Origin of the sequence: Chitinophaga barathri (genome assembly GCF_003807585.1) — a bacterium.
In the GTDB taxonomy this organism is placed as follows: Bacteria; Bacteroidota; Bacteroidia; order Chitinophagales; family Chitinophagaceae; genus Chitinophaga; species Chitinophaga barathri.
In genome coordinates, this window is the sequence record NZ_RMBX01000008.1 from 124514 (window position 1) to 149210 (window position 24697).

Consider the following 24697-nt stretch of genomic DNA (forward strand, 5'->3'; position numbering starts at 1 on the left):
TCTTTCAATATTGGGTATATCAGTTCACCACAGGAGATTGCTTCGTCGCTCCACGCGCCTTAGCTCCGCTGCTCCTCGCAATGACGATTTTTTTAAGGGCTGACCTTCTAGGCCAGCCCTATTTTTTTATGTTCAGTCAGATTAATCCATCATGGATTTCATCACCATTTCCTTCACGCTTGCCAGCGGGATACGCTCCTGCTCCATGCTGTCGCGGTGGCGTACGGTAACGGTGCCGTCTTCTTTTGTCTGGTGATCGATGGTTACGCAGAAAGGCGTACCGATCGCATCCTGGCGGCGGTAACGTCTACCGATGCTGTCTTTTTCCTCGTAGTAGCAGTAGAAATTTTTCTTGCAATCGGCCATCAGTTCTTTTGCGATCTCAGGCAGGCCATCCTTTTTGGTTAAAGGAAGGATCGCCAGTTTGATCGGCGCCAGTTTCGGCGGGAACTTCAGTACCACGCGGCTATCCTCTTTTTCAGGCGTGCTCAGGTCCTGCTCTTCGTAGGACTCGCTGAGCACCATCAGGCAGCAGCGGTCCAGGCCGATGGAGGTTTCCACCACATACGGGATGTAGTTCTGGTTGATCTCCGGATCGAAGTACTGCATCTTTTTGCCGGAGAATTTCTGGTGCTGGCTCAGGTCGAAATCCGTGCGGGAGTGGATGCCTTCCACTTCTTTGAAACCGATCGGGAAACTATATTCAATGTCCACCGCTGCATCGGCATAGTGGGCCAGTTTGGCGTGGTCGTGGTATTGCAGGTGCTCCGGTTTCAGGCCGAGGCTTTTATGCCATTTCATACGCTCTTCTTTCCAGTATGCATACCACTCCTGCTGGGTGCCGGGGCGTACGAAAAACTGCATTTCCATCTGCTCGAATTCGCGCATGCGGAACACGAACTGGCGTGCTACGATCTCGTTCCTGAAAGCTTTACCCACCTGTGCGATACCAAAGGGAATTTTCATCCTGCCCGTCTTCTGTACGTTCAGGAAGTTTACAAAAATGCCCTGCGCGGTTTCGGGGCGGAGGTATATTTCGCTGGCGTCTTCGGCTACGCTCCCCAGCTGGGTGGAGAACATCAGGTTGAACTGGCGGATCTCCGTCCAGTTGGCCGTGCCGCTTACGCCGCAAACGATCTTTTTATCTTCGATGAATTGTTTCAGTCCCGCGTAATCATTTTCTTTCAGAAAAGCTTCCATGCCGGCGATCACGGCATCTTTCTCCGCTTCGGGCAGCGTATCCGCATAGGCTTCGATCAGGTGATCCACGCGGTAACGTTTTTTGCTGTCCTTGTTGTCGATCATAGGATCGCTGAAATTGTCCACGTGGCCGGACGCCTTCCAGATAGTAGGGTGCATAAAGATCGCGGAATCGATACCCACGATATTTTCATGCATCTGCGTCATGCTTTTCCACCAGTAATCGCGGATGTTTTTCTTCAGTTCAGCGCCGTACTGGCCATAGTCATATACCGCGCTCAACCCGTCGTATATCTCGCTGGATTGAAAGATAAAACCGTATTCTTTACAGTGCGAAATGATCGCCTGGAACTTATTCTGATCTGTTGCCATAGTCGCGCAAATATAAAATCGAATTTCGAAACAACGTATTATATTAATATGACATTTCCAATGAAATGATTACCTGAGCTTTTCATTGTCCTTATGACGGCTTGCGTCCCTGATATTCTTTTTATCGAAGTTCTTTTCCAGGGCCGTATCCAGGTTTATCCCGGTTTGATTGGCCAGGCACAGCAGTACCCAGAGTACGTCCGCCAGCTCGTCCGCCAGTTCTTTTTTGCGATCGGATTCCTTAAAGGACTGGTCCCCGTATTGCCGGGAAATGATCCGGGCCACTTCCCCCACTTCTTCCGTGAGTATAGCCATATTGGTGAGCTCTGAAAAATAACGGACACCGGTGGTGTTGATCCATTGGTCTACCCGTTCCTGGGCTTCTTGGATGGTCATGTTCGGTTTGTTTTTATAAAGATAAAGTTACTCGCGGTTCTTCGTGTCAATAATGATGGTGACGGGGCCGTCGTTCAGCAGCGCGACTTTCATATCCGCGCCAAACTCGCCCGTGCCGATGGGTTTGCCGAGATCTTTTTCCAGTTGCGTTTTCATCTGTTCATATAAGGGTATGGCGGTGTCCGGCTTGCTGGCCCTGATGTAGGACGGGCGGTTGCCTTTTTTGGTGGAGGCGTGCAGGGTGAACTGGCTGACCAGCAGGATGCCGCCCCCGGTGTCCAGTACGCTTTTGTTCATCACTCCGGCCTCGTCGTTGAAGATGCGCAGGTTCACGATCTTGCCGCTGAGCCAGGCGATGTCTTCCGGCCCGTCCGTGTCCTCAATGCCTAATAATACCAGCAGGCCGCTGTCTATGGCGGATCTGATTTCGCCTTCGATGGTGACGGAAGCCTGGGTTACGCGTTGAATTACTGCCCTCATATTATTCGTCTTACATTTGTGCTTAAAGATAAGCATTGCTATATGCCGGACGTATCATCGGAAATAAAATTCAAGACTGCCCGTAGTGGCGGCAAAGGCGGGCAAAATGTGAACAAGGTGGAAACCATGGTGGAAGGGTATTTTGATATCGCGGCATCCGCGTTGCTGACGGAAGATCAGAAGGCCCGGCTGCTCACCAAACTGGCGGACAAACTCAATGCCGAAGGGCTGCTGCAGGTGAAAAGCCAGACGGAACGCAGCCAGCTGGGCAACAAAGGAGAAGTGATCCGCAAAATGAACGAACTGTTGGCGAAGGCGCTCATTGTGCCGAAGAAACGCATCAAGGTAAAGCCTACCAAAGCGATGATCGAAAAACGGATACAGTTCAAAAAACGCCTCAGCGACAAAAAGAACAACCGGCGGAATAACTTTGGAAACGAATAAGGAACAACTATTTTTGGAACAAATTCATTGCATTGGGAAATATTAAGAAACTGGCCGGTCAGACTATCTGGTATGGATTACCGACCATCGCGCAGCGGATGCTCGGGTTTGTGCTGCAGCTGTTCCTCACCAGCGTTTTTCTGACTGAACAGTTCGGGGTCGTTACCCAGGTGTACGCTTTCATCCCTTTCATGAACGTCATTTTTACCTATGGGATCGAAACCAGTTATTTCCGGTTTGCCCAAAACACGGACAAAACACGGCTGTTTAACACCCTCAGCATTTCACTGATCGTTTCCAGTTGCATATTCACCGCATTGCTGATGCTGGGTTCCGGGACTGTTGCACAGATGCTGAACCTCCCGGGCCGCGGCGACCTGATCATGCTGGCGGCCGGCATCCTCTTTTTTGACACCCTGGTAGTGGTCCCTTTCGCCAAACTGCGGCAGGAAGGGAGACCCCGCAAATATGCGCTGGTCAAAATACTGACGATCACCACCCAAATATTGTTTACCATTTTCTTCCTCACTATCTGCCCCAGGCTGCATACTGCCGGTTATAGCTGGATGAGCTGGTATAACCCCGCCGCGGGCGTGGAATATTATATGCTATCCAACCTGCTGGCCGGCTTCCTCGGGCTGGTATATATCTCCAGGGAATTCGTGTCTTTCCGCTGGATGTTCGACAAAACCCTCTGGGAAGAAGTGATCCGCTACAGCATGCCCCTCATCATCGTGGGCCTGGGAGGGATGGTGAACGAGATGCTGAGCAGGGCTATTTTCCCGAGAGTATATCCCTTCCCGAAAGAAATCACGGACAGCCAGCTGGGTATTTTCGGCGCAAATTATAAGCTGGCGGTGCTGATCACGGTGTTCATCCAGGCCTTCAGGATGGGCGCGGAGCCGTTCTTTTTCAACCAGAGCAAAAATGAAGACGCCCAGCATACGTATGCCCGGGTGATGAAGTTTTTCGTGATGTTGCTGGGGGCTGTGTTCCTGGTAGTGTCCCTTTTCCTGGATTTCTGGATACTGCTTATTACACAGGGGCCGGACAAACGGTACGCCGAAGGCATGCACATTGTGCCGGTGCTCGCCATGGCCACGGTGTTCCTGGGCATTTATTACAATCTTACCATCTGGTATAAACTCACCAACCGCAATATGACCGGCGCCTGGATCACCCTGGCCGGCGCGCTGATCACCGTGGGGCTGAACATCTGGTGGATACCGCAGTTCAGCTACACCGGCTCTTCCTGGGCCACTTTTATCTGTTATGCCTTTATGATGACGGTGTCTTACCTCCTGGGACAGAAATATTACCCGGTGCCCTATGATGTGAAACGTATCCTGTTTTACCTGGGGCTGGCGGCGCTGATCTATGCGGGCCATGCCTGGATACGCACCCTGGATCCGGGCTTCTGGACTTTGCAGGTCACCGGGCTGCTGGGCATGGGTATATACCTGGCCGTTATACTCTTTATGGAGCGGGCCGAAGTGGCCAGCCTGCTGGGGCGCAGGAAAGTCTGAGCCTACGAAAAGTTACGTAAGCCCGGTTGAACGGATGGCCTGCCGGGATAGACCGGCAGTGGCCGTTGCCCGTTTCCAGGGAAAAATGGTGACTAACCCGGTGTTTATTTATGCAAAATCGGCCGTAGGATCCTCCGGAACGAAGGGATTATGGCGCTTTTCAAACCCTATGGTAGTGGAAGGGCCATGGCCCGGGTATACGATCGTATCGTCCGGCAGTTTGTATAGTTTCTGGCGGATGCTCCTGGCGAGTGTTTCAAAATTACCTCCGGGGAAGTCCGAGCGGCCCACACTTTGTTTAAAAAGCACATCTCCCGCGATCACGAATTGCTGTTTGGCGCAGTAGAATGAAATGCTGCCCGGGGAATGGCCCGGGGTGAGTATCACCTCCAGCTCATCCTCTCCCAGCACCACTTTGTCCCCTTCCTCCAGGTAGCTTTTGGGCATCGGCGAAGGCTCCATAGGCAGGTTGTACATGGAGGCGCTCTGAGGCGAACGGTCCAGCACCACCTGGTCTTTCTGGTGCATTTCCATACCCACACCGAACGTTTTTACGACCAGCGCGTTACTGAAGATGTGGTCCAGGTGACAGTGGGTATTCAGCAGCCGGGCAACGGTCAACCCGTTTTCCCGTATAAACTGAAGGAATTCCTCCCGTTCATTTTGATAATAAAAGCCCGGGTCTATAATGATACACTGCTTTTGTTCGTTAATAAGTACGTACGTGTTTTCCTGGAAGGGATTCACCGTGAAATATCTGATTTCGAACATTGTTAGACCTTTTTTACTAATTTTAATTCGCAACACAATATTATCAATACTTTCCGTATGAACCGATTTATTACCAGGTCATTCTTTTATTTCCTTTTCCTATCGATTGGTACGTTTCACGTTCAGGCACAGACGAATACTGTAGAATTCGGTCAAAACAGGGTTCAGTTCAAAAACTTCAAATGGCGCTTTTACACCACCCGCCATTTTAATACCTATTTCGCCCAGAACGGCCTTGAGCTCGGAAAGTATGTGGCGCAGGCCGCGGAAAGGGAACTGCCGCAGCTGGAGGAATTCATGGAATACACCTTCAGGCAGAAAGTAAATATTGTAGTATACAACAACTTCGGCGAATTCAAACAATCCAATATAGGCATAGGGATAGACTGGCAGAATACCGGCGGCATTACCAAACTGGTAGGTAATAAGCTGCTCGTATACTTCGACGGTGACCATGCCAACCTCCGCCGCCAGATCCGCCAGGGCATCGCCCGCGTGATGCTGGAAACCCTGCTTTTCGGGGAAGATATCGGGGAATTTGCGGGCAATGCCGTACTGATCGACTTCCCGAACTGGTTCACCGACGGCTTTATTTCCTACGCCGCCGAAAACTGGAGCGCCAAACTGGACGAAGAACTGAAAGCCGTGATGGCTTCCGGCAAATACACCACTTTCAACCAGCTGGCTTTTGACAAACCCCTGCTGGCCGGCCAGGCTTTCTGGTATTATGTGGAAAGCAAATATGGTAAAGACGCCGTTCCTTACCTCATGTACATCACCCGCATCAACCGCGGCCTCAAAAAAGGCTTTGAGCAGGTGCTGCACATGAAACCCAAAGACGCCATGAAGGATTTCATGATGTACACTACCAAACGGTACCAGGAAGACAACCGTCGCCGCCGGCAGGTAACCCGCGGCACCGGCGTTATCTCCAACGAAATTGGCAAAAGGGACTACTACCGTTACCAGGCCAATCCCAAAAACAGCATGTACGCGGTGGTGGAATACACCAAGGGCCTTTATAAAGTAAAGATCAACCTGGGCTGGAGCACCACCAAAGTGCTGCTGAAAAGCGGCGTAAAACAACTCAGCTCCAAACTGGACCCGAACTATCCCCTGCTGGCATGGAACCAGAAAGGCAACCGCCTGGCCATCGTGTACGAACATGAAGGGAAAACCAAACTGATGATCTACGACCTGGTGACCAAGATCACCATCAGGCAGGACCTCCCGCAGTTTGACAGGGTGATAGACATGAAATACTTCTTCGAGTTCGATAACTCCCTGCTGCTGTCCGCCGTGAAAAACGGTCATACGGACATCTTCACCTACAGCATCAGCAACGGCAAAACCGATCAGATCACGAACGACGTGTACGATGACCTGGACCCGTCCTTTGTGGCCTTCCCCGGCAAAAGCGGCATCATTTACGCCTCTAACCGTCCCGGCGCCAAAGCCCGGAATTCGGACACTGTGCTGCCGCACAACAACTACAACATCTTCCTGATAGACAACTGGAACAAATCTTCCGAAAAACAGATATCCCAGCTCACGAACCTTGCTTATGGCAATGCCCGTCTGCCCGTTCAATACAACACCACCCACTTCACCTTCGTAAGCGATGCGAACGGTATCAACAACCGTTACGCCGGTTTCTTCAAAAGCGAAAGGGCGGGTGTGGATTCGTTGTTTTTCGTAGGCGCGGAGATACTGCACAATCCTGACAAGGAAGAACTGGATTCCGCCCTTGCCGAATACGGCTCTACCGCGCCGGACTCCGTGCAGGCCGTGGCCATTACAAACGATTCCACTTACGTGTTCCCGGTGACCAACTATCAATACGGTATCAAGGAATCCAGGATCGCGGGAGACCAGGGCATGGTGTCTGAAGTAGTACAGGTGGGCGATTACAAACGCCTGTACAAACTGAAGGTGGATACCAATACCCTGCGCAGGCGCAACGTAACTGCAAGGCCTACCCGTTACCGGTTGGCGCAGATGCGGGAAGACAGCCTGAAACTGGGCCTGCCCAGCGTATACCAGAAAGACACGGCTACCAAACAGAATAACTTCTTCCAGAACGAGTTTGGCAACGAACCCGCGGATACTTCCGCCCCGGCAGAACTGATCGCCACCGCGCCCAAGGAACCACCGGTGCTGAAAACAGCCAGGCTGAGCAATTATAAACTCAAATTCTCCTCGGACTACCTGGTAGCCCAGCTGGATAACTCGGTGCTGATGAACCGTTACCAGCCGTACATGGGGCCCCCGAGCTCCCCCATCCGCCTTACAGACCCGGTGAACGGCCTCGTGCGCATCGGTATCAGCGACCTCATGGAGGACTATAAGTTCAGTGGTGCCTTCCGTATCCCGCTTGCGCTGGATGGTACGGAGTACCTGTTCTCTTTTGCATACCTGAAAAAACGCTTTGACTATAAGTTCAGCTACTACCGTAAGGTGGACAAGGGCGAAGTGGGTTACCGCGATACATCCGGGGCGGAGTACATCTACCCGATCAAAAACAGGACGAACATCTACCAGCTGGAAGTACGTTATCCTTTCGATGTGGTGCGCAGCCTCCGCCTCTTTGCCGGCCTGCGTACGGATGAAATGGTGGTGCTTGCCAACGACGAGATCTCGCTCAAAGAGCAGAATTATAAAGAGACCAATGTACTCGCCAGGTTGGAATACGTGCACGACAACGTGCTGAACCCCGCCATCAATATTTATAAAGGCACGCGGTACAAGATCTACGCGGACCTCATGTCACAGATAAAGAGCAACAGGAATACGCTCTTTAATGAAGTGACGCCCAAGGGCAAGTTCACGTACAACATGGGCATAGACGCGCGGCATTACGTGGAGATACACCGCAACTTCATATGGGCCACCCGTTTTGCGGCGGACCTTTCATGGGGCACGCGCAAGCTGATCTACTTCCTCGGCGGCGTGGACAACTGGCTGCTGACGCCGGATATCTACCGCAATAACGTTCCGAACCCGAATGAAAACTACGCGTACCAGACCCTCGCGGTGAACATGCGTGGTTACAAACAGAATATCAAGAACGGTAACAACGTGATGCTGATGAATACGGAGCTTCGTTTCCCCGTGCTCACCACGCTCATGGACAAACCCATCAATTCCGCGTTCCTGCGCAATTTCCAGCTGATGGCCTTTATGGACATTGGTACGGCCTGGAACCAGAAGTTGTCTTTCAAAGACGCCAATTACACTACCTACACCAACCCCGAAGGGATCGTGGTGAGGATCAAGGAAGGTTTCCTCGGGCCATTTGTAGGCGGTTATGGTTTTGGCGCGAGAACGACTTTGCTGGGTTATTTCTTAAGGACGGATGCCGGCTGGCCGATGACGGGTTTCTTCAGAGGCAAACCGCAGCTGACCCTTGCAATGGGTGTTGACTTTTAATTAATTATTTTGCTGCCAATAAAAAAAGAGGCTGTTCCGATTAGGGCAGTCTCTTTTGTTTAAAAGAGATATCTATGAAAAATTTTATACCGAAAGCTAAAGACGATCACGAAGCCACTGAAGTTTTAAGGACGATGGCATGGGAGGATATTTATCCTTATGCGGGAGAGTTGTTAACCTGGCTCCAGGATATGAACTGGCCGGTGGGCATAGAGGCTCGTGATATATTATTACCACATGTGGATAGCATCCAGGAGCACATTATAGAAATTTTGAGAGGAAATGATGGGATGTGGAAGTATTGGATCCTATACTCTTTAATAGACTACGCAGACGAAACCCATATCGGGCCCGATCTGTTGCAGGAGATAAAACGAATTGCCGGTGACCCTACGGAAGGAGATAAACGTGAAGAGATAGACGAGGCTGCAAAAGAAATCCTGGAGCGATTTTCAGCCTGATCAAAGCGCCAGCAGCTTTGGCACAAACACAAACCCTCCCACGGCTATGGCCGTTATAGTTGCTGCCAGCACCGCACCCGCGGCTACATCCTTGATCCATTTCACCTGCGGGTGAATCTCCGGCTGTACATAATCCATGATCTTTTCGATAGCGGTATTGAGCATTTCCGCGAGCCAGACCATGCCGGTTACGATAGCCAGCAGCGCCCATTCTATAGCGGTGCACCGGAGCCAGGCGGCCAGTGCTATTACCAGCACGGTGGCAATGGCATGCATGCGCCCATTTGATTCGCTGCGCAGGAACAGGCCGAGGCCGTTCACCGCGTGGCGTATACCGAAGAAACGCTTTTGAGCAGACATAAGCCGTGTTTGGGTGAAAAAATGCGGGAACCTTATTGGTTAAATTTTATCATGGCTTCCAATGCGGCGAGGTGGCCTTTGAAGGCTTTTTCGCCGGCTTTGGTGATGGAATAGGTCGTATTCGTTTTGCGCCCGATGAATCCCTTGTGCACTTTAATATAGGCATTCTCCTCCAGCGTGGAAAGGTGGGAGGCCAGGTTGCCATCCGTTACTTCCAGCAGTTCTTTGAGATCATTGAAGCTTACTTCTTCGTTCACGTTCACCATGAGCACGCTCATGACGCCCAGTCGGATGCGGCTTTCAAATACTTTGTTCAGGTTACCGATCGGATTCATGCCATCAATTTTAAGCGGTGGGGTTTCTTTCGTACTTCCACCACATCAGGGCGCCGTAGAAAATATGCATGACCCCGAAGCCAAGTGCCCAGAAGAGCAGGCCGTTGTAGAGGTTAAACAATGCCAGTATACCAAGCGCCACTTCCACATACCCCAGGTATCGTATGTCCGTAACAGTATATTTACTGGCGTTTACCAGTCCCAGGCCGTAAAACACGAGGCAGGCCGGGGCTACCAGGCCCGGGTAGCCGTTGTATAACAGGCCGAGTATAAAAAGCCCTCCTGCAAACAGCGGGATGGCAAGATTTATGATCACTTTACGGGCGGAGGCGTCCCAGACACGCAGGCCCTGGGCCTGGGCTTTGCGCCAGGTGAAATAAAAGCCGGTGCCCAAAGCGGCGACCAGTACCGCGCCCGCGATCAGGAACAGCTGGAACGTGAGCACGCTGTCGCCGCTGTAAGATATAATTCCCCCGCCCCGGTTGGGAAGCACTTTTCCATCCAGGAGGTTCCAGGCAAAATAAGCGCCGATGAGCGCGCTGATACCCGCACCTACGCCGCCAAGGCCGCTGAGTGACATAAAGCGGGTGGAGCGCTCCATAATGCGCTTGATATCATGTAGGGAATCGAGGTGTTGTTGCTCGTTCATAAAAGCACTTTGTGAACCAAAGTTATGTTTTTTAGGGAGAAAACTGGTATGATATTGTGTAGTAAAAAGGAGATGGGACGTTTATATGGTAAATGTGGCGGAGATAAGCGCACTAACCTGGTAGTAACCTAATCGCCCCGCCCGACGTTATAGGGGTACTGAAGCCGGCGTACGTCTTTAGTAGGTAACTATGCCAACATTTCCCATTATCCGGACATAACATCCCGGTAAACCGTAAAATATTGTTATAAAACTGTCCCATTTAACCACTGTTTCGCCTTATTAGGGCGAAAATATCTAATTTGCCTCATGTATGACCGGCCGGAAACGAACCATAGCTTTAATTTTTTGCATCATCAGCTTCTTACCCATCAGCGCTCAATACAAGATCAGCGGTAAAGTAAAAGACGCGCATACCCAGGAACTGATCCCCTTTGCCACGCTTCAGTTTGTAGGCACCAATACTGGTATGGTCACCGATGCAGAAGGTTCCTTTCTTTTCGAACTGCCTGCCATTCCCTCTGATTCGCTGATGGTAAGAGTAATGGGATACCAGCGCACCGTACTTTTCGTGGACAAAAGCCTCAAAGAGCAGACACTCAATTTCGAGATCTCCCGCGGCGATGTCTCCCTCAAACAACACGAAGTAAAAGCCAACGTAAACTTTGCCCTTATCCTCCTGCGGCATATCATCCGCCGAAAGCCGTACAACAACTACGACCGCCTCAGCAACTACCGCTATGAGATCTATAACAAACTGGAGCTGGATATCAAAAACCTCAATACCACCAAACTTTCCAGGAACCGTTTTACCAAACCGTTCTCTTTCATACTCCAGAATATTGACAGCACTTCGGAAACCAAACCCTTCCTCCCGGTTTTCCTGACAGAAAGTATTTCAGATTATTATTTCCAGCGCAGCCCTAAAAAAACAAAAGAGATCATCAAGGCATCACGCACTTCAGGACTGGACAATGAAAGCGTCTCCAAGTTCCTGGGCGGCATGTACCAGAACATAAATATCTACGACAATAACATCCCCGTATTCGATAAAAGCTTCGCAAGCCCCATCAGCAGCAACGGCGCGCTGTATTACACCTACCGGATCACGGATACACAATATGTCAACCAGCAGCGTTTCATCAAGATGAACTTCCAGCCCCGCAGGAAAGGCGAGAATGCTTTCATCGGTGAGATGTGGGTGCAGGATTCCACTTACGCCATCCAGAAGATGACCATGTCCGTACCCGGGGATGCAAACATCAACTTCGTGCGGAAGATCAGCATGGTGCAGGAATATAAACCCTTCCCGGACAGCAGCGGCTGGTTCCTTGCCAAAGATAAGTTCGTTGTCGATTTCTGGACGCCTGGCCTGAAACCAACCAAGACCATGGATTTCATCGGCCGCAAAACCACCACTTACGAAAAAGTAATGGTGAATGATACTTCCGTTACCAATCTCTTCACGGAGAAAAGATACCCTGAGAACATCGTGCTGACAGACAGCGCACGTTTCCGCTCGGAGTCCTTCTGGGACAGTACCCGCCACGAAGGCCTGACCAAAAACGAACAATCCATCTACAAAATGGTGGACACGCTGCAAAAGATGCCCCTGTTCCAGAAATACTCGAACACCATCCGCTTCCTGGCGACAGGTTACAAACCGTTCGGCATGCTGGAATGGGGCCCATACTGGTACGTGTTTTCCCAGAACAGGCTGGAAGGTTTCAGAACACGTCTTGACCTGGGCACCACGCCCAAATTCGCCAAAGACCTTTACCTCAACGGGTACCTGGCATACGGCTTCACGGACCAGCACTTTAAAGGCAAAATGTCCGCACTCTGGCTGCTGAAACGCCACCCGCGCATGTACGTATACGGCTCGTTCATCCGCGACCTGGACAATGGCGCCAACTACTACGATGAAGTAGGCACTGACAACATCTTTTCTCTTGCTATCCGCAAACCGGGCGTACCGCAGAAGTTTATGCTGATCGATGAAAAACGCGCGGAGTTCTACAAAGAATATTTCTCCGGGTTCTCTCATCATCTTTCAGTGGTGCACAAACAATTCATGCCTTTCGCACCTTTACCGACGGGCACCTTTTTCCCGCACAACGGCGATGGCCTGGACCCGCTCACCAATATGGAAGTAGCTGTAAAGCTCCGTTATGCATTCCGGGAAGAGTTCCTGGAAGGGAATTACTACCGCTACAGCCTCGGCAGCAAATTCCCTATCGTGGAAGTAAAATATTCCCTGGGCCTGAAAGGTGTGCTCAAAAGCAATTACAATTATCATAAAGCATCGTTCACTGTTTCCGATTACGTTAAAACGCCGCCTTTCGGGCACATCTACTATAACTTCTTCGCCGGCAAAATATTCAGCAATGGCGCCTTGCCATACACCATGCTGGAAATACACCCCGGCAATGAAATTTATTACTACAATAAATACGCCTTCAACATGATGAACCGTTACGAGTTCATCAGCGATCAATACGCCGGCTTCAATATCGAACATACCATCGGCAGCGGGATATTCAACTACATCCCCGGTGTGCGGAAGCTGAAGTTCCGCCAGTTCTGGACCGCCAAAGGCGTGATCGGTAAACTCAGCGAGGCGAACAAATCTCTCAACCTCACCGCCGGTTACCCTTTCAAAACCCTGGAAGGTAGTCCCTACATTGAACTGGGCACCGGTGTGGAGAACATATTCAAGTTCCTCAGGGTCGATTTTGTGTGGAGGGTAGCGCCGAAACCCCTGCCTTTCGAGGCCTACGAAAGGAGATTCGGGATATTCGGCAGCTTCAAGTTACAATTCTAAACAATGGATAAAAGGCCGGTCAACGGCGCAGCTCCAGCAATTGCTGCTGTAAGTCCAGCTGCATCTGCATCATCTGCTGCATAGCTTTATTGCTACCCTGCAGCATCTGCTCCAGCTTCGAGAAGATCTCCTTGTAGTTCTTCAGTAATTCGTACAGCAAAATTTTGTCTTTCCTGAAATATTCAGCCAGCACCGCGAGGTCCTGCGTGGGCGGTTGCTGAGGACGGGAATACGGCGCATCCCATTCCCCGAAGATCTCCGAATAATGTACCTCCAGGACTTCCGCGATGTCCATCCACCGGGCCAATGTAAGCCGCTTTACATCGCCCCGCTCAATATTGCCGTATGCCGTCGCACCGATCTTCAGCCTCGCTGCAACATACTCCTGCGTAAGATTCCTGGATTCCCTTAATCTGCGTATCCTCAGGCCAACATTTGTTTCATTCATGTGTCGTGGATGAGGCTAACAACCATCCATGCGAATAAAATTAGCGGAATGAAAAACCGCTTCCAAAAATTTGTATCCAATACTGAGATATTCTCTTCCCACGCTAAATGCCATCTCCATATTTCTAATGTTCGGATACAAAAAATGCAATCATGACGAGTGCACCGGTATTAAAATACATCCCGAACTGTCGTTATGAATCTTTATTGCAAAAAAAATGCGCCCTTCTCAAGGCGCAAACATATCGTATCCGGACAATCGTTTATTTCAGGAACCGCTTCCCTATCCACGAAAATACCAGCGCTCCCGCCACTGCTCCCAATCCGTCCGCCAGCAGATCATACATGTCAAAGCTCCGGTTTGCCACCAGGTACCTCTGGATAAACTCGATGGCCAGCCCGTACAGCGTAACCATCACCACCAGCGAGAACAGCGACCAATTGCTGATCTCTCCTTTCTGTTTGTAATATCCGTAAGCCAGCAATAACACGGTAACGCCAAATAACAGGAAATGGACCACCTTGTCTATATGCAGCTTATCAAAAGCGGAAATCTGCGGAATAGCAGAGCCCGGAAGCGTGCATAAAAAAAGAATGAGGACGATCCACCCCATCGCTGGTAAATAATAACGGATCATCCTCATGCTTAGTTTATTGTTCGTATTAAGTTCATTCATTGTTTATTCTCCTACTAACGCTTTGTAGTCGTCTGCGCTCAGCAGTGCGTCCACATCAGCGGGGTTGCTCACCTGGATCTTTACCATCCAGCCTTTGCCATAAGGATCTGTATTTACCAGTTCAGGGCTGTTTTCCAGCGCCGCGTTCACTTCCTGTACAGTAGCTGCAACAGGCAGGAACAGATCGGACACGGTTTTAACCGCCTCTACCGTACCAAAGATCTCTTCGGCACCCAGGGATTTGCCCACTGTTGTGATGTCAACAAATACGATGTCGCCCAGCTCGCGCTGTGCAAATTCAGTAATGCCCACAGTAGCGGTGTTCCCTTCTAACAATACCCATTCGTGGTCTTTTGTGTAACGCAGTTGCGACGGAAAATTCATGTCAAGTTTGATTTTGAGCGGTAAAAATAAAGATTGCACCCGGAATTATAAAAACTTCTTACCCCGGAATATGTTAAAGTTCAATGATTAAAATAGCAGGAACTTCTTTTCCAGCCTGATTTTCATGCGTACATCCTGCAAAGGCCGGTTATTCCCGTCGGTTTTGACAGCCGCAATGCTGTCCACCACGTACAAACCGCTGATCACCTCGCCAAATACGGTGTAACCCTGGTCCAGGTGCGGGCTTCCGCCGATAGTTTTATATACTTCCCGCTGGTCTACCGGCAGTTTGCGCCCGCCCAGCCGGGTCTGCTCCAGCGTATCCAGCTGCCCGTCCGTGAACTTCTTACCCTGTACGATGTAAAACTGGCACCCGTCGCTGGCTTTAGCCGGATTGTTTTCCCCTTCCCGGGCGGCTGCCAATACGCCTTTTTTGTGATACAGATCCAGCCTGAACTCCGCGGGGATCGTATAACCTACCCCGCCATTGCCCAGCTGCGCCCCTTCCACAGCCCTTTTGGAATCAGGGTCGCCGCCCTGTACCATAAAGTTTTTGATCACCCGGTGAAAAAGCAGGCTGTCGTAGAAATGCCTTTTTACCAGTTTGATGAAATTGTTGCGGTGAAGCGGCGTCTGGTCGTACAATTTGATCACCATCGTGCCGTATTCCGTTATCACCTTCACTTTACGGTTGCGCTGCGCGCTGGCTGAAAAGGAAATAAGGATCAATAGTGCTGACAGGATTGTTTTCTGCATGTGGTATTCGGGTTAGGTGGTGCTACAGGGTTGATTTTGGGGCCTATTCTTCGAAATAAGCGATGATATGTTCTTTCAGGAACCTTTCCTGTTCTTCCATGCCCATTTTGGGAACGGGCTGTACTTCTTTGAAATGCGGCCATCCGTCCTTATCGCGGCCTTCCGGCTCAAAATACCCGCTCTGGCTGAGCAATGAACATACGGCGATATGCATAAGGTCCTGTTTCTGTTCTTTTGTAAACTTGGTTTTGGCGCTGTTCAGCTCCTGTATACCGATCAGCAGCAGCGTCGCCTCCATATTAGGCGTCTTACCGAAACGCTCCGTGAGCATTTCTTCTACTTTTTTCCATCTTTTATCGAAATCGTCCTGGTCCATCTGTTGGTTTTTATTGGTTTTCCGTTCGTGGCATACGGATTGCAGCCTCAAACGGACAACAAATGTACGGTTTACACAAAAAATTGATGTAAATATCAAACCGCTTTCTTAAATTGGAATTTTTTGTAAACCATATCTGCTTACCGGGGAAGCCGTTCAATAGCGTCTTTTAACAGCAATTTAACGGCGTTAACCCGCCATGGCAGGAGGTTCAAACGAGTAAAACGCTATTTTAGCAGACTTGAAATGTAATTACATGGAAAATACATCGTACGACATCCGTCAACTCAACGACAAGATTCACCAGGCCAGCTCTTTTGTGGACATCCTGAACATGGAGATCAACAAAGTGATCGTTGGTCAGAAGTACATGGTGGAACGCCTTATGATCGGCCTCCTGGCCCAGGGCCACGTGCTGCTGGAAGGTGTGCCGGGACTGGCTAAAACCCTGTCTATCAAATCCCTGTCTTCCGCCATCAATGCCCGTTTTTCACGTATCCAGTTCACGCCGGACCTGTTACCGGCGGACGTTGTAGGTACCATGATCTACAACCAGCAGCGCAATGAGTTCATGGTGCGCAAAGGCCCCATCTTCGCCAACTTTATCCTTGCGGATGAGATCAACCGCGCCCCGGCGAAGGTACAGAGCGCCCTGCTGGAAGCCATGCAGGAAAGACAGGTGACCATCGGCGATACGACATTTAAGCTGGATGAACCTTTCCTGGTACTGGCCACCCAGAACCCGATAGAGCAGGAAGGCACCTATACGCTGCCTGAAGCCCAGGTGGACCGTTTTATGCTGAAAGTAGTGATCGGTTACCCCACCAAAGAAGAGGAGCGCCACATTATCCGCCAGAACCTCCAGCCGGAAGGGCAGGTGAAGATCAACCCGGTGGTGGACCCCGCCGATATCCTGGAAGCCCGTAAGCTCGTGCGCCAGGTGTACATGGACGAAAAGATCGAACAATATATCATCGACGTGGTGTTTGCCACCCGCAATCCCGAAGATTATAAACTCGCCAAGCTGAAGCCCCTTATTTCCTACGGCGGCTCTCCCCGCGCATCCATCAATCTCGCGCTGGCATCCAAGGCATACGCCTTTATGAAACGCAGGGGTTATGTGATACCGGAAGACGTACGCAGCGTTTGTTTCGACGTGATGCGCCACCGCGTGGGCCTCACCTACGAAGCGGAAGCGGAGAACGTGACCAGCGAAAACATCCTGAGCGAGATATTGAATGCCGTGGAAGTGCCATGAGCCGAGTGAATTAAAACCTGCAACAACATGGAGACTTCAGAAATACTCAAGAAGGTCCGCCAGCTGGAAATAAAAACCAAAGGGCTCACCAATCACATATTCGCCGGCGAATACCACAGCGCCTTCAAAGGCAGGGGTATGTCCTTCAGCGAAGTGCGCGATTATAATTTCGGTGACGACGTGCGCTCCATCGACTGGAACGTGACGGCCCGCTTCAACCACCCTTTCGTAAAAGTGTTTGAAGAGGAACGCGAGCTGACCGTGATGCTGCTGGTGGACGTGAGCGAAAGCGAAACCTTCGGTACCGCCACCCATACGAAACGCAGCCTGGTAACGGAGCTGTGCGCCGTACTGGCATTCTCCGCGATCAAAAACAACGACAAGGTAGGCGTCATCTTTTTCAGCGACGGGATGGAGAAATACATTCCGCCGAAAAAAGGGAAATCGCATATCCTTTTTATCATCCGCGAACTGCTGTCCTTCACGCCCAAACGTAAAGGCACCAATATTTCCGAAACGTTGCGTTTCTTCAACAATGCCGCCAAAAAACGCAGCATCGTGTTCCTGCTCAGCGACTTTTTCTCCGGCAATTACCAGGATGCGCTGAACATCGCCGCCAAAAAACATGATGTGGTGGGCGTGCAGGTATACGATCCACGTGACAAGGACCTGCCGGCGGTAGGCCTCATGCGCATGACGGACGGGGAAACCGGCGCTTCGCAATGGGTGGATACCAGCGACAAAAAAGTACGCCAGTATTATACCCAGCAGTTCCAGCAGCATGCTCAGTACTGCAAAAGCGCTTTTGTAAAAAGCGGCGCCGATCTGATCAGTATCAGAACGGATGAAGACTACGTGAAAGCATTACAAACATTTTTCCTGAACAGGGTTTAAGACTACATGAAAGGAATCAAAAATATACTCGTTTATACCCTGCTCGCGGGCCTTTTTATCACAGGCCGGGCACAGGCCCAGGAGCAGCCGGATACGCAGTATAACGACTATTTTAAAGTGACGGCCCGGCCGGACACTACCTCCATCCGCATCGGCGAGCCGGTGAAGATCGGTATTACGGCCAGGGTCGTGATCCGTTCGCTCAAAGGCGCGAACATCAAAGTGGTGTTTCCCAACCTGCCGGATTCCCTCAATCACATCGAAGTAGTGGAGCGCTCGCCGCTGGATACTACCGGCTCTACGGAAGACGAGAAATACTGGAAACAGACACTCACCGTTACCAGCTTCGATTCAGGCCGCTGGGAGCTGGCCCCCATGAAATTCGAAGTGTTCTCCGTGTCCGACGGGTCTTACGATTCCGTGTTCACAGATCCCATCTTTATAGACGTGAACACCGTGGCGGTGGATACCACCAAAGCGTTTAAACCCATCAAACCTTTACGTACCGTAGCCTGGAACATCCTGGATTACTGGCCTTACCTGCTGCCCTTGCTGCTGGTGATCACGCTGGTGGTGCTGTACTTTGCATACTGGCGCAAACGTAAGCCGAAGGCTGCGCCCGCGCCCGCCAAACCGCTGAAGTCGCCCTACGAAACAGCGATGGAGCAGCTGCAACTGCTGGAAAAAGAAAAGCCCTGGAACACGGACGTCAAATTGTATTATACACAGCTCACGGACGTGCTGCGCCATTATTTCGAGCAGCAGTTCCACATCGCCGCATTGGAGCAGACCACGGCGGAGTTGTTACAGAATATCAAACCGGTGACCGTGCTGAACCAGCAGCGGGACAAGCTCCAGCATATCCTTACCCTGGCGGACCTTGCGAAGTTTGCAAAACTGCAGCCCGCGCCGCATGAGCATGAGGATTGCCTGAACAAAGCCATTGAAGTAGTGGAATGGACCAAACGGACCGCCGCCGCTCAAACAGAACAAAGCCTTACCGGCACAAATCAGTAGATGAAGCATGAACGCTGAACTTTGGAAAAATATTGAATTCGCTTACCCGGCCTTCTTCTGGCTGCTGCTGCTCATTCCTGTAATGATCTGGTGGTTCTTCAGCACCGGCCGCAAGTTCCAGGGATCGGTACAGGTAAGCTCGCTGCAAGGACTGAAAGGGCTGCCGGTATCCTGGAAGATCCGTTTCAGGCCGCTGCTGCTCGTGCTGCGCATCCTTGCATACGCCGCGCTGGTAACCGCCCTGGCCCGCCCGCAAACTTCCAATACCTCCGAAAATATAGACAGTGAAGGGATAGACATTGTATTGAGTATAGACATCTCCGGTAGTATGCTCGCGGAAGACCTGCGGCCCAACCGTATGGAAGCCGCGAAAAAGACCGCGATGGATTTTGTGGACAGCCGCATCAGCGACCGCATCGGCCTCGTGATATTCTCCGGCGAAAGTTTTACCCAGTGCCCCATCACCATGGACCATGGCGTGCTGAAGCAGCAGATTATGCAGATCCGCAGCGGCATGCTGCAGGATGGTACCGCTATCGGCATGGGGCTGGCCACCGCGGTGGACCGCCTGCGCAGCAGCAAAGCCAAAAGCAAGATCATCGTATTGCTGACGGACGGCGTGAACAACACCGGCCTGGTGGACCCGCTTACCGCCCTGGAGATCGCCAAAGCATACAAAGTAAAAGTATACACCGTGGGCGTAGGCACTATCGGCAAAGCGCCCTCACCCGCCACCATGCCTGACGGCAGCATCCAGATGCAGATGGTGGACGTACAGATAGACGAGCCAATGATGAGAAAGATCGCTACCGAAACCGGCGGCCGCTACTTCCGCGCAACGGACAATACTTCCCTGCAAAACATCTACCACGAGATAGATAAACTGGAGCGTACCAAAGTGGAGATCACCTCGTACAAACGTTACCAGGAGTATTTTTTCCCGCTGGCGATGATTGCGCTGGCCTGTATACTCCTCGAAGCGGTGCTGCGGTACACGCTCTTCAGGCGCCTGCCTTAAGGCCACCTGCGCGATTTGACTTATATTTACACCGTGCAAGCAACGATCTACAAATCCACCGGCAGCTGGTATACCGCCAAAACAACGACAGGCGATTTTTTGCAGGCCCGCATCAAAGGCCTGTTCAAGATCGATGAGGATATTACCTCCACCAATCCCATTGCCGTGGGCGATGAAGTGAACATTGAAATGGAAGAAGGCGAAAACGCCCCCGCCATTATCACGGATATCGATGACCGTAAGAACTACATTGTACGAAGCTCCCCGCAAGGCAAACACAAAAAACATATTGTAGCCGCCAACCTGGATCAGGCCATGCTGGTATGCACCGTAAAGGAACCGCGCACCTCACAGGGTTTTATAGACCGCTTCCTGGTGACGGCCGCGGCTTATCATATACCCGTCATCCTTGTGTTCAACAAAAAAGATGTGTACAAGGCGAAAGAGATGGAGAAGTTTGAGCACTGGAAAGCGGTGTATGAAGACATCGGGTACACCGTAGTGCTTACTGCCGCCAGCGTGGGCGAAGGCATGGACGAACTGAAAGAACTGCTTAAAGATAAAACCACCCTCATCTCCGGGCATTCCGGCGTGGGCAAATCCACGATCATCAACCAGCTGCTGCCGCATCTGCAACTACGGACAAAAAACGTGAGCGGCTGGAGCGGCAAGGGTTTACACACCACCACCTTCGCCGAAATGTTCGACCTCCCGGATGGCGGAAGACTGATCGATACACCGGGTGTAAGGGAATTCGGCATTGTAGATATCCCAAAAACGGAGCTTTCTCATTATTTCCTTGAAATGCAGGCATACCTCCCCGGTTGCCAGTTCAACAACTGTATCCATATGGATGAGCCCGGCTGTGCCGTAAAAGAAGCGGTGGAAGAAGGGGAAATTGATATGGACAGGTATGTGAGTTATGCCACGATACTGGCTACTATTGAAGAAACGACCTACTAAAACAATACTATCCCCTGCGGTGGAACAATCCCTTTTTAGGCGGCTTGCCCATTTCGTCCATCACCCTTTCCGCACCCAGGTTCTTTACCGGCGTAGGGCAGCCTGTTTTTTGCGTGCGGCAGCCCAGGGCAACGATCCCGCACAATACCAGCAATAAGCATAACTTCCGCATAATCAGTCGGTTTAGAAGAGTTTCATCTGTTTACCTGCCTTGCTGTTCTGCTTCTGGTTATTGGAGTTGTAATATGTGCTGCCGGGGCAACCATATTTCTGGGACGCGCAACCGGCCAGTAAAAAGGCCAGCCATAGCCCTAAAAGCCATTTTCTTTTCATAGGTCAGGGAGATTATAATATGCAATATAACGTTTTTTTATACCGCGATATTATACCTGGTCGCGGAACCAGTCCGCGTACATGATGTAATTATTCGCTATCCGGTCTATTTCTCCGTGGATCAGCTCCTGGCTGATGGTTTTCACCTTTTTGGCGGGCACGCCGGCATAAATGCAGCCTGCTTCCACCTGTGTGCCTTCCAGCACCACGGCCCCGGCGGCGATGATAGTATTGCTGCCGATGTGCGCATTGTCCATCACGATGGCGCCCATGCCTATCAGCACATTGTCTTCCACCGTACAGCCGTGCACGATGGCGTTGTGCCCCACGGACACATTATTTCCGATCACGGTTTTTGTTTTCTGGTAAGTGGCGTGTATCACGGCGCCATCCTGGATGTTCACCTTATCACCCATGCGGATGCTGTTCACATCGCCGCGCACCACGGCATTGAACCATACGCTGCAATCCTTTCCCATCACTACATCTCCCACGATAGTGGCGTTCGGCGCGATAAAACAATTAGGCCCCATTTCCGGGTGCACTCCTTTAACTGGTAATATTACTGGCATGTTACAAATATAGAACTTCACTAACTTCGCCCCTAATGAATAACAGGCAGCTTTTTTTACAACATGTGGCACAAACCTCCGATGCCCCCATGGCCCTGGAGATCGTAAAAGCGCAGGGCATGTACATGTGGGATGCGGGCGGGAAACAATACCTGGACCTGATCGCCGGCATCAGCGTGTGCAACATCGGGCACTGCCACCCGGCAGTGGTAAAGGCCATCAAAGAACAGGCGGAAACCTATATGCACCTGCTCGTATACGGGGAGTTTGTACAAAGCCCGCAGGTGGCCTACGCCAAATATCTTACCGATCACCTTCCCGCCGGCCTCAACAGCGTGTATTTCACCAATTCCGGCAGCGAAGCCACGGAAGGCGCCATGAAACTGGCCAAACGCCATACCGGCCGCACGGAGATCATCGCTTTCAAAAACAGTTATCACGGCTCCACGCAGGGCTCCCTCAGCATCATCGGCGACGAATACTGGCGCAACGCCTATCGTCCCCTGCTTCCGGACGTGCAGCACCTGCAACATAATTCCATGGACATGCTCGGCCAGATCACGGAGCGCACGGCCTGCGTGATCGCTGAAACCATACAGGCCGAAGCCGGCGTGCTGGCGCCGGAAAAAACATGGCTCCAGGCTCTCCGTAAAAGATGTACGGAAACCGGCACCCTGCTGGTGCTGGATGAGATACAATGCGGCCTCGGCCGCAACGGCACGCTTTGGGCCTTTGAACAATACGACGTAGTACCGGACATCCTGCTCACCGGCAAAGCGCTTGGCGGCGGCATGCCTTTAGGCGCCTTTATTGCCAGCCGTGAAGTGATGTGGAGCCTGACGAATCAACCCGTACTGGGGCATATCACCACTTTCGGCGGCCATCCGGTGGCCTGCGCGGCCGGGCTGGCAGGCATGAAAGCGTTGATGGAAGAGAACATGACAGCGGATATTCCCGCCAAAGAAAAGCTGTTCCTGGAGCTGCTGAAACACCCCAAAATAAAAGCAGTCCGTTCCCGCGGGCTGATGCTGGCCGTGGAGCTGGAAGATTTCCCGGCGGTGCAGAAAGTGATTGCGCATTGTATTGCGAATGGCGTGATCACGGACTGGTTCCTGTTTGCGGCCAATTGTATCCGCATCGTACCGCCGCTGATCATCAATGAAGAAGAGATCCGGAAGGCCTGCGCGGTGATACTGGCGGGGCTGAATACTTTATAACTTTTTCCATCCTTACCTCACCTATAAGACAAAGAATCCTCCCGGGAAACCGGGAGGATCGTTTCAAACTGCTTATGAGAAAATTCAACTAAAAGATCTATTGTTTGCTGGCTTCCTGCTTCGCTTCAGACTTCATCTTGTCGTTTGCGAAGATGGAGAATTCCACACGACGGTTCTGCGCACGGTTGGCTTCGCTGTCGTTGGGGAATTTAGGCTGGGTTTCGCCATACCAGAATGTCTGCACACGGTTTGCAGCAACGCCCTGGCCAACCAGGTAATTCGCTACTGATTTTGCACGGCGTTCGGACAGCGAGTAATTATAAGCATCCGCACCGGTATCGTCCGTATGGCCTTCCACGCGTACATGTGTGTCAGGATATTTGTTCAGTACGCCCGCGAGCTCCTGGATATTGCTTTGCGCGGTAGCTGTCAGGTCTGACTTATCGAAGCCGAACAGTACGCCGGAGTTGAAAGTAACGTTGATACCTTCGCCTACACGTTCAACGGTGGCGTTGGGTACTTCGTTCTTGATCTCCTGGGCTTGTTTGTCCATTTTCTTACCGATCAGCACACCGGCGGTACCACCCACTGCCGCGCCGATAATAGCGCCCAGGGCCGTATTACCGGCTGCTTTTCCTATCACTGCACCGGCTGCGGCACCGCCGCCGGTTCCTATTACCGCTCCTTTCTTCGTGTTGTCCATACCCTGCCAGGTGCTACAGCTGCTGATCATGAGCACCCCTGCTAAAGCCATCGCCACTAATGCATTCATTCGTTTCATCATAGTAAGTTTTATTTTGAGTGTTAAAGCCTAAACAAATAGTCTGCCAAATCGGAGCGCTCTATATTACACCACTGGTAATCAGTCCATTGCAGGGAAAATAAAACAGGCATACGGGTTTGTACGCCGCTGCCTGTTTTATCGGTTACTTGCCAAAAAGGCCGCCCAACAGTCCGCCTAATCCGCCGCTGCCCTGCTGTTGCTTAGCACCGTTGCTGATCATTCCCATCAGGTCCTGCATGTCCACATCGCCGTCTCCGTCTTTGTCCAGTCCGCCGGCAAATTTGCCAAGCAGGCCGCCAAGGTTCATACCATTGGTAGAACCGCCGGTAAGGGAGCCGAAAATGCCGTCAAGCGAAAACCCGTTGTCCGAGGGGTCATTGGTTTTTTTAACCAGCGAGCCCAGTACGGTGGGGATCAGTGATGCAGCCAGGGAGGCAGCTGCGCCGCTGTTGAGGTTAAACTTCTGGGTCAGGTTGCTGATCAGGTTACCGGAAATGTTATTCACCAGGGGGTTCTGGGAATCTACCTGGCCGTTGCTGTTGAACAGGCCCATAACTTCTTTTACATTTCCATTGGCAAGGGCATCCTGCAAACCGGAAGCGATAGAGTGCGTGGCTTCGCCGATCACTGCATCATTCTGCTCATTGGGAATAGCAGGATTGGCCACCACTGTTTCCTGGGCGTTTTCACGCACCAGCTGGACTAATTGATCTAACATTTTGTTTTGGTTTAGGATGGAAGAAAACTGAGGTCA

28 protein-coding genes are annotated in these 24697 nt (G+C 51.3%); 11 read left to right on the top strand and 17 right to left on the bottom strand.

The features are described 5' to 3' along the window. Positions 1-141 precede the first annotated feature (141 nt). The 3 genes from EG028_RS15670 to dtd form a co-directional block, all read right to left on the bottom strand. The gene (locus EG028_RS15670) at positions 142-1572 is read right to left on the bottom strand and encodes a glycine--tRNA ligase (RefSeq protein ID WP_120517502.1); all 1431 of its coding nucleotides are present in this window, start codon (positions 1570-1572) and stop codon (positions 142-144) included. Between the two features lie 69 nt (positions 1573-1641). Next, positions 1642-1968: a nucleotide pyrophosphohydrolase gene (locus EG028_RS15675; protein ID WP_120517503.1), complete on the bottom strand. Its 327-nt coding sequence runs from the start codon at positions 1966-1968 to the stop codon at positions 1642-1644. Positions 1969-1995: 27 nt separating this feature from the next. Continuing rightward, a complete protein-coding gene (gene dtd / locus EG028_RS15680) occupies positions 1996-2448 on the bottom strand; it encodes a D-aminoacyl-tRNA deacylase (RefSeq protein ID WP_120517690.1) in 453 nt (150 codons plus the stop codon). Positions 2449-2490: 42 nt separating this feature from the next. Here dtd and arfB point away from each other — a divergent pair, with 42 nt between their 5' ends. Further along, positions 2491-2892 carry an alternative ribosome rescue aminoacyl-tRNA hydrolase ArfB gene (arfB, locus tag EG028_RS15685; RefSeq protein WP_120517504.1) on the top strand — a complete coding sequence of 134 codons (402 nt, stop codon included), beginning with the start codon at positions 2491-2493 and terminating at the stop codon, positions 2890-2892. Positions 2893-2924: 32 nt separating this feature from the next. Beyond that, positions 2925-4418, top strand: a complete 1494-nt coding sequence (locus tag EG028_RS15690; protein ID WP_120517505.1) for a lipopolysaccharide biosynthesis protein — start codon at positions 2925-2927, stop codon at positions 4416-4418. Positions 4419-4526: 108 nt separating this feature from the next. Here EG028_RS15690 and EG028_RS15695 read toward each other — a convergent pair whose 3' ends face one another. Then, positions 4527-5189: an MBL fold metallo-hydrolase gene (locus tag EG028_RS15695; RefSeq protein WP_120517506.1), complete on the bottom strand. Its 663-nt coding sequence runs from the start codon at positions 5187-5189 to the stop codon at positions 4527-4529. Between the two features lie 57 nt (positions 5190-5246). Here EG028_RS15695 and EG028_RS15700 point away from each other — a divergent pair, with 57 nt between their 5' ends. Next, the gene (locus EG028_RS15700) at positions 5247-8618 is read left to right on the top strand and encodes a TolB-like translocation protein (protein WP_241559146.1); all 3372 of its coding nucleotides are present in this window, start codon (positions 5247-5249) and stop codon (positions 8616-8618) included. A gap of 74 nt (positions 8619-8692) precedes the next feature. After that, the gene (locus EG028_RS15705) at positions 8693-9079 is read left to right on the top strand and encodes a DUF5071 domain-containing protein (protein ID WP_120517507.1); all 387 of its coding nucleotides are present in this window, start codon (positions 8693-8695) and stop codon (positions 9077-9079) included. Here the strand turns inward: EG028_RS15705 and EG028_RS15710 are convergent, their stop codons facing one another. From EG028_RS15710 to EG028_RS15720, 3 genes are read right to left on the bottom strand one after another with little or no spacing between them, the layout of a single operon-like run. Beyond that, positions 9080-9439 (bottom strand): diacylglycerol kinase family protein, encoded by a 360-nt coding sequence (locus EG028_RS15710; RefSeq protein WP_120517508.1) that lies wholly within the window; start codon positions 9437-9439, stop codon positions 9080-9082. Between the two features lie 32 nt (positions 9440-9471). Next, complete coding sequence (locus EG028_RS15715) at positions 9472-9774, bottom strand: winged helix-turn-helix domain-containing protein (RefSeq protein WP_120517509.1); 303 nt, start codon at positions 9772-9774, stop codon at positions 9472-9474. 10 nt (positions 9775-9784) lie between these two features. After that, positions 9785-10423: a hypothetical protein gene (locus EG028_RS15720; protein WP_120517510.1), complete on the bottom strand. Its 639-nt coding sequence runs from the start codon at positions 10421-10423 to the stop codon at positions 9785-9787. 313 nt (positions 10424-10736) lie between these two features. Here EG028_RS15720 and EG028_RS15725 point away from each other — a divergent pair, with 313 nt between their 5' ends. Next, complete coding sequence (locus tag EG028_RS15725) at positions 10737-13247, top strand: DUF5686 family protein (RefSeq protein WP_120517511.1); 2511 nt, start codon at positions 10737-10739, stop codon at positions 13245-13247. A gap of 19 nt (positions 13248-13266) precedes the next feature. On the opposite strand, the gene EG028_RS15730 is transcribed toward EG028_RS15725, so the two are convergent. The 5 genes from EG028_RS15730 to EG028_RS15750 all read right to left on the bottom strand — a co-directional run bounded on the left by EG028_RS15730 (position 13267) and on the right by EG028_RS15750 (position 15887). Then, complete coding sequence (locus EG028_RS15730) at positions 13267-13695, bottom strand: helix-turn-helix domain-containing protein (protein WP_120517512.1); 429 nt, start codon at positions 13693-13695, stop codon at positions 13267-13269. 262 nt (positions 13696-13957) lie between these two features. Then, positions 13958-14371, bottom strand: a complete 414-nt coding sequence (locus tag EG028_RS15735) for a VanZ family protein (protein WP_120517513.1) — start codon at positions 14369-14371, stop codon at positions 13958-13960. 3 nt (positions 14372-14374) lie between these two features. After that, positions 14375-14755, bottom strand: coding sequence for a glycine cleavage system protein GcvH (gene gcvH / locus EG028_RS15740; RefSeq protein ID WP_120517514.1), 381 nt, complete (start codon positions 14753-14755; stop codon positions 14375-14377). An 87-nt stretch (positions 14756-14842) separates the two neighbouring features. After that, positions 14843-15511, bottom strand: a complete 669-nt coding sequence (locus EG028_RS15745) for a peptidylprolyl isomerase (RefSeq protein WP_120517515.1) — start codon at positions 15509-15511, stop codon at positions 14843-14845. A gap of 43 nt (positions 15512-15554) precedes the next feature. Then, positions 15555-15887 (bottom strand): hypothetical protein, encoded by a 333-nt coding sequence (locus EG028_RS15750; protein ID WP_120517692.1) that lies wholly within the window; start codon positions 15885-15887, stop codon positions 15555-15557. Between the two features lie 256 nt (positions 15888-16143). On the opposite strand from EG028_RS15750, the gene EG028_RS15755 reads away from it, so the two are divergent. The 5 genes from EG028_RS15755 to rsgA are packed head-to-tail and all read left to right on the top strand — an operon-like array spanning position 16144 to position 21037. Continuing rightward, positions 16144-17145, top strand: a complete 1002-nt coding sequence (locus EG028_RS15755; RefSeq protein WP_120517516.1) for an AAA family ATPase — start codon at positions 16144-16146, stop codon at positions 17143-17145. Between the two features lie 27 nt (positions 17146-17172). After that, the gene (locus tag EG028_RS15760; RefSeq protein ID WP_120517517.1) at positions 17173-18039 is read left to right on the top strand and encodes a DUF58 domain-containing protein; all 867 of its coding nucleotides are present in this window, start codon (positions 17173-17175) and stop codon (positions 18037-18039) included. A gap of 6 nt (positions 18040-18045) precedes the next feature. Continuing rightward, positions 18046-19056 (top strand): hypothetical protein, encoded by a 1011-nt coding sequence (locus EG028_RS15765; protein ID WP_120517518.1) that lies wholly within the window; start codon positions 18046-18048, stop codon positions 19054-19056. A gap of 7 nt (positions 19057-19063) precedes the next feature. Then, the gene (locus EG028_RS15770) at positions 19064-20074 is read left to right on the top strand and encodes a vWA domain-containing protein (RefSeq protein ID WP_120517519.1); all 1011 of its coding nucleotides are present in this window, start codon (positions 19064-19066) and stop codon (positions 20072-20074) included. Between the two features lie 33 nt (positions 20075-20107). Next, positions 20108-21037, top strand: a complete 930-nt coding sequence (gene rsgA / locus EG028_RS15775; protein ID WP_120517693.1) for a ribosome small subunit-dependent GTPase A — start codon at positions 20108-20110, stop codon at positions 21035-21037. A 7-nt stretch (positions 21038-21044) separates the two neighbouring features. Here the strand turns inward: rsgA and EG028_RS27720 are convergent, their stop codons facing one another. From EG028_RS27720 to EG028_RS15780, 3 genes are read right to left on the bottom strand one after another with little or no spacing between them, the layout of a single operon-like run. Further along, positions 21045-21209 carry a hypothetical protein gene (locus EG028_RS27720; RefSeq protein ID WP_162946541.1) on the bottom strand — a complete coding sequence of 55 codons (165 nt, stop codon included), beginning with the start codon at positions 21207-21209 and terminating at the stop codon, positions 21045-21047. An 11-nt stretch (positions 21210-21220) separates the two neighbouring features. Beyond that, positions 21221-21370, bottom strand: coding sequence for a hypothetical protein (locus EG028_RS27725; protein WP_162946542.1), 150 nt, complete (start codon positions 21368-21370; stop codon positions 21221-21223). A gap of 50 nt (positions 21371-21420) precedes the next feature. Continuing rightward, positions 21421-21942, bottom strand: coding sequence for a gamma carbonic anhydrase family protein (locus tag EG028_RS15780; RefSeq protein ID WP_120517520.1), 522 nt, complete (start codon positions 21940-21942; stop codon positions 21421-21423). 35 nt (positions 21943-21977) lie between these two features. Between EG028_RS15780 and EG028_RS15785 the strand changes: the two genes are divergently transcribed. Further along, entirely contained in the window at positions 21978-23159 is a 1182-nt protein-coding gene (locus EG028_RS15785; RefSeq protein ID WP_120517521.1) for an aspartate aminotransferase family protein, read from the top strand. A 97-nt stretch (positions 23160-23256) separates the two neighbouring features. On the opposite strand, the gene EG028_RS15790 is transcribed toward EG028_RS15785, so the two are convergent. Together EG028_RS15790 and EG028_RS15795 are read right to left on the bottom strand one after the other, a co-directional pair. Continuing rightward, entirely contained in the window at positions 23257-23943 is a 687-nt protein-coding gene (locus EG028_RS15790; RefSeq protein ID WP_241559147.1) for an OmpA family protein, read from the bottom strand. 142 nt (positions 23944-24085) lie between these two features. Further along, complete coding sequence (locus EG028_RS15795) at positions 24086-24661, bottom strand: hypothetical protein (RefSeq protein WP_120517522.1); 576 nt, start codon at positions 24659-24661, stop codon at positions 24086-24088. Positions 24662-24697: the final 36 nt, after the last annotated feature.

Coding starts and splice junctions, on each gene's coding strand:
- EG028_RS15670 (WP_120517502.1), bottom strand. CDS start 1,572: ATGGCAACAGATCAGAATAAGTTCCAGGCGATCATTTCGCACTGTAAA.
- EG028_RS15675 (WP_120517503.1), bottom strand. CDS start 1,968: ATGACCATCCAAGAAGCCCAGGAACGGGTAGACCAATGGATCAACACC.
- dtd (WP_120517690.1), bottom strand. CDS start 2,448: ATGAGGGCAGTAATTCAACGCGTAACCCAGGCTTCCGTCACCATCGAA.
- arfB (WP_120517504.1), top strand. CDS start 2,491: ATGCCGGACGTATCATCGGAAATAAAATTCAAGACTGCCCGTAGTGGC.
- EG028_RS15695 (WP_120517506.1), bottom strand. CDS start 5,189: ATGTTCGAAATCAGATATTTCACGGTGAATCCCTTCCAGGAAAACACG.
- EG028_RS15700 (WP_241559146.1), top strand. CDS start 5,247: ATGAACCGATTTATTACCAGGTCATTCTTTTATTTCCTTTTCCTATCG.
- EG028_RS15705 (WP_120517507.1), top strand. CDS start 8,693: ATGAAAAATTTTATACCGAAAGCTAAAGACGATCACGAAGCCACTGAA.
- EG028_RS15710 (WP_120517508.1), bottom strand. CDS start 9,439: ATGTCTGCTCAAAAGCGTTTCTTCGGTATACGCCACGCGGTGAACGGC.
- EG028_RS15715 (WP_120517509.1), bottom strand. CDS start 9,774: ATGAATCCGATCGGTAACCTGAACAAAGTATTTGAAAGCCGCATCCGA.
- EG028_RS15720 (WP_120517510.1), bottom strand. CDS start 10,423: ATGAACGAGCAACAACACCTCGATTCCCTACATGATATCAAGCGCATT.
- EG028_RS15725 (WP_120517511.1), top strand. CDS start 10,737: ATGACCGGCCGGAAACGAACCATAGCTTTAATTTTTTGCATCATCAGC.
- EG028_RS15730 (WP_120517512.1), bottom strand. CDS start 13,695: ATGAATGAAACAAATGTTGGCCTGAGGATACGCAGATTAAGGGAATCC.
- EG028_RS15735 (WP_120517513.1), bottom strand. CDS start 14,371: ATGAATGAACTTAATACGAACAATAAACTAAGCATGAGGATGATCCGT.
- gcvH (WP_120517514.1), bottom strand. CDS start 14,755: ATGAATTTTCCGTCGCAACTGCGTTACACAAAAGACCACGAATGGGTA.
- EG028_RS15745 (WP_120517515.1), bottom strand. CDS start 15,511: ATGCAGAAAACAATCCTGTCAGCACTATTGATCCTTATTTCCTTTTCA.
- EG028_RS15750 (WP_120517692.1), bottom strand. CDS start 15,887: ATGGACCAGGACGATTTCGATAAAAGATGGAAAAAAGTAGAAGAAATG.
- EG028_RS15755 (WP_120517516.1), top strand. CDS start 16,144: ATGGAAAATACATCGTACGACATCCGTCAACTCAACGACAAGATTCAC.
- EG028_RS15760 (WP_120517517.1), top strand. CDS start 17,173: ATGGAGACTTCAGAAATACTCAAGAAGGTCCGCCAGCTGGAAATAAAA.
- EG028_RS15765 (WP_120517518.1), top strand. CDS start 18,046: ATGAAAGGAATCAAAAATATACTCGTTTATACCCTGCTCGCGGGCCTT.
- EG028_RS15770 (WP_120517519.1), top strand. CDS start 19,064: ATGAACGCTGAACTTTGGAAAAATATTGAATTCGCTTACCCGGCCTTC.
- EG028_RS27720 (WP_162946541.1), bottom strand. CDS start 21,209: ATGCGGAAGTTATGCTTATTGCTGGTATTGTGCGGGATCGTTGCCCTG.
- EG028_RS27725 (WP_162946542.1), bottom strand. CDS start 21,370: ATGAAAAGAAAATGGCTTTTAGGGCTATGGCTGGCCTTTTTACTGGCC.
- EG028_RS15780 (WP_120517520.1), bottom strand. CDS start 21,942: ATGCCAGTAATATTACCAGTTAAAGGAGTGCACCCGGAAATGGGGCCT.
- EG028_RS15785 (WP_120517521.1), top strand. CDS start 21,978: ATGAATAACAGGCAGCTTTTTTTACAACATGTGGCACAAACCTCCGAT.
- EG028_RS15790 (WP_241559147.1), bottom strand. CDS start 23,943: ATGATGAAACGAATGAATGCATTAGTGGCGATGGCTTTAGCAGGGGTG.
- EG028_RS15795 (WP_120517522.1), bottom strand. CDS start 24,661: ATGTTAGATCAATTAGTCCAGCTGGTGCGTGAAAACGCCCAGGAAACA.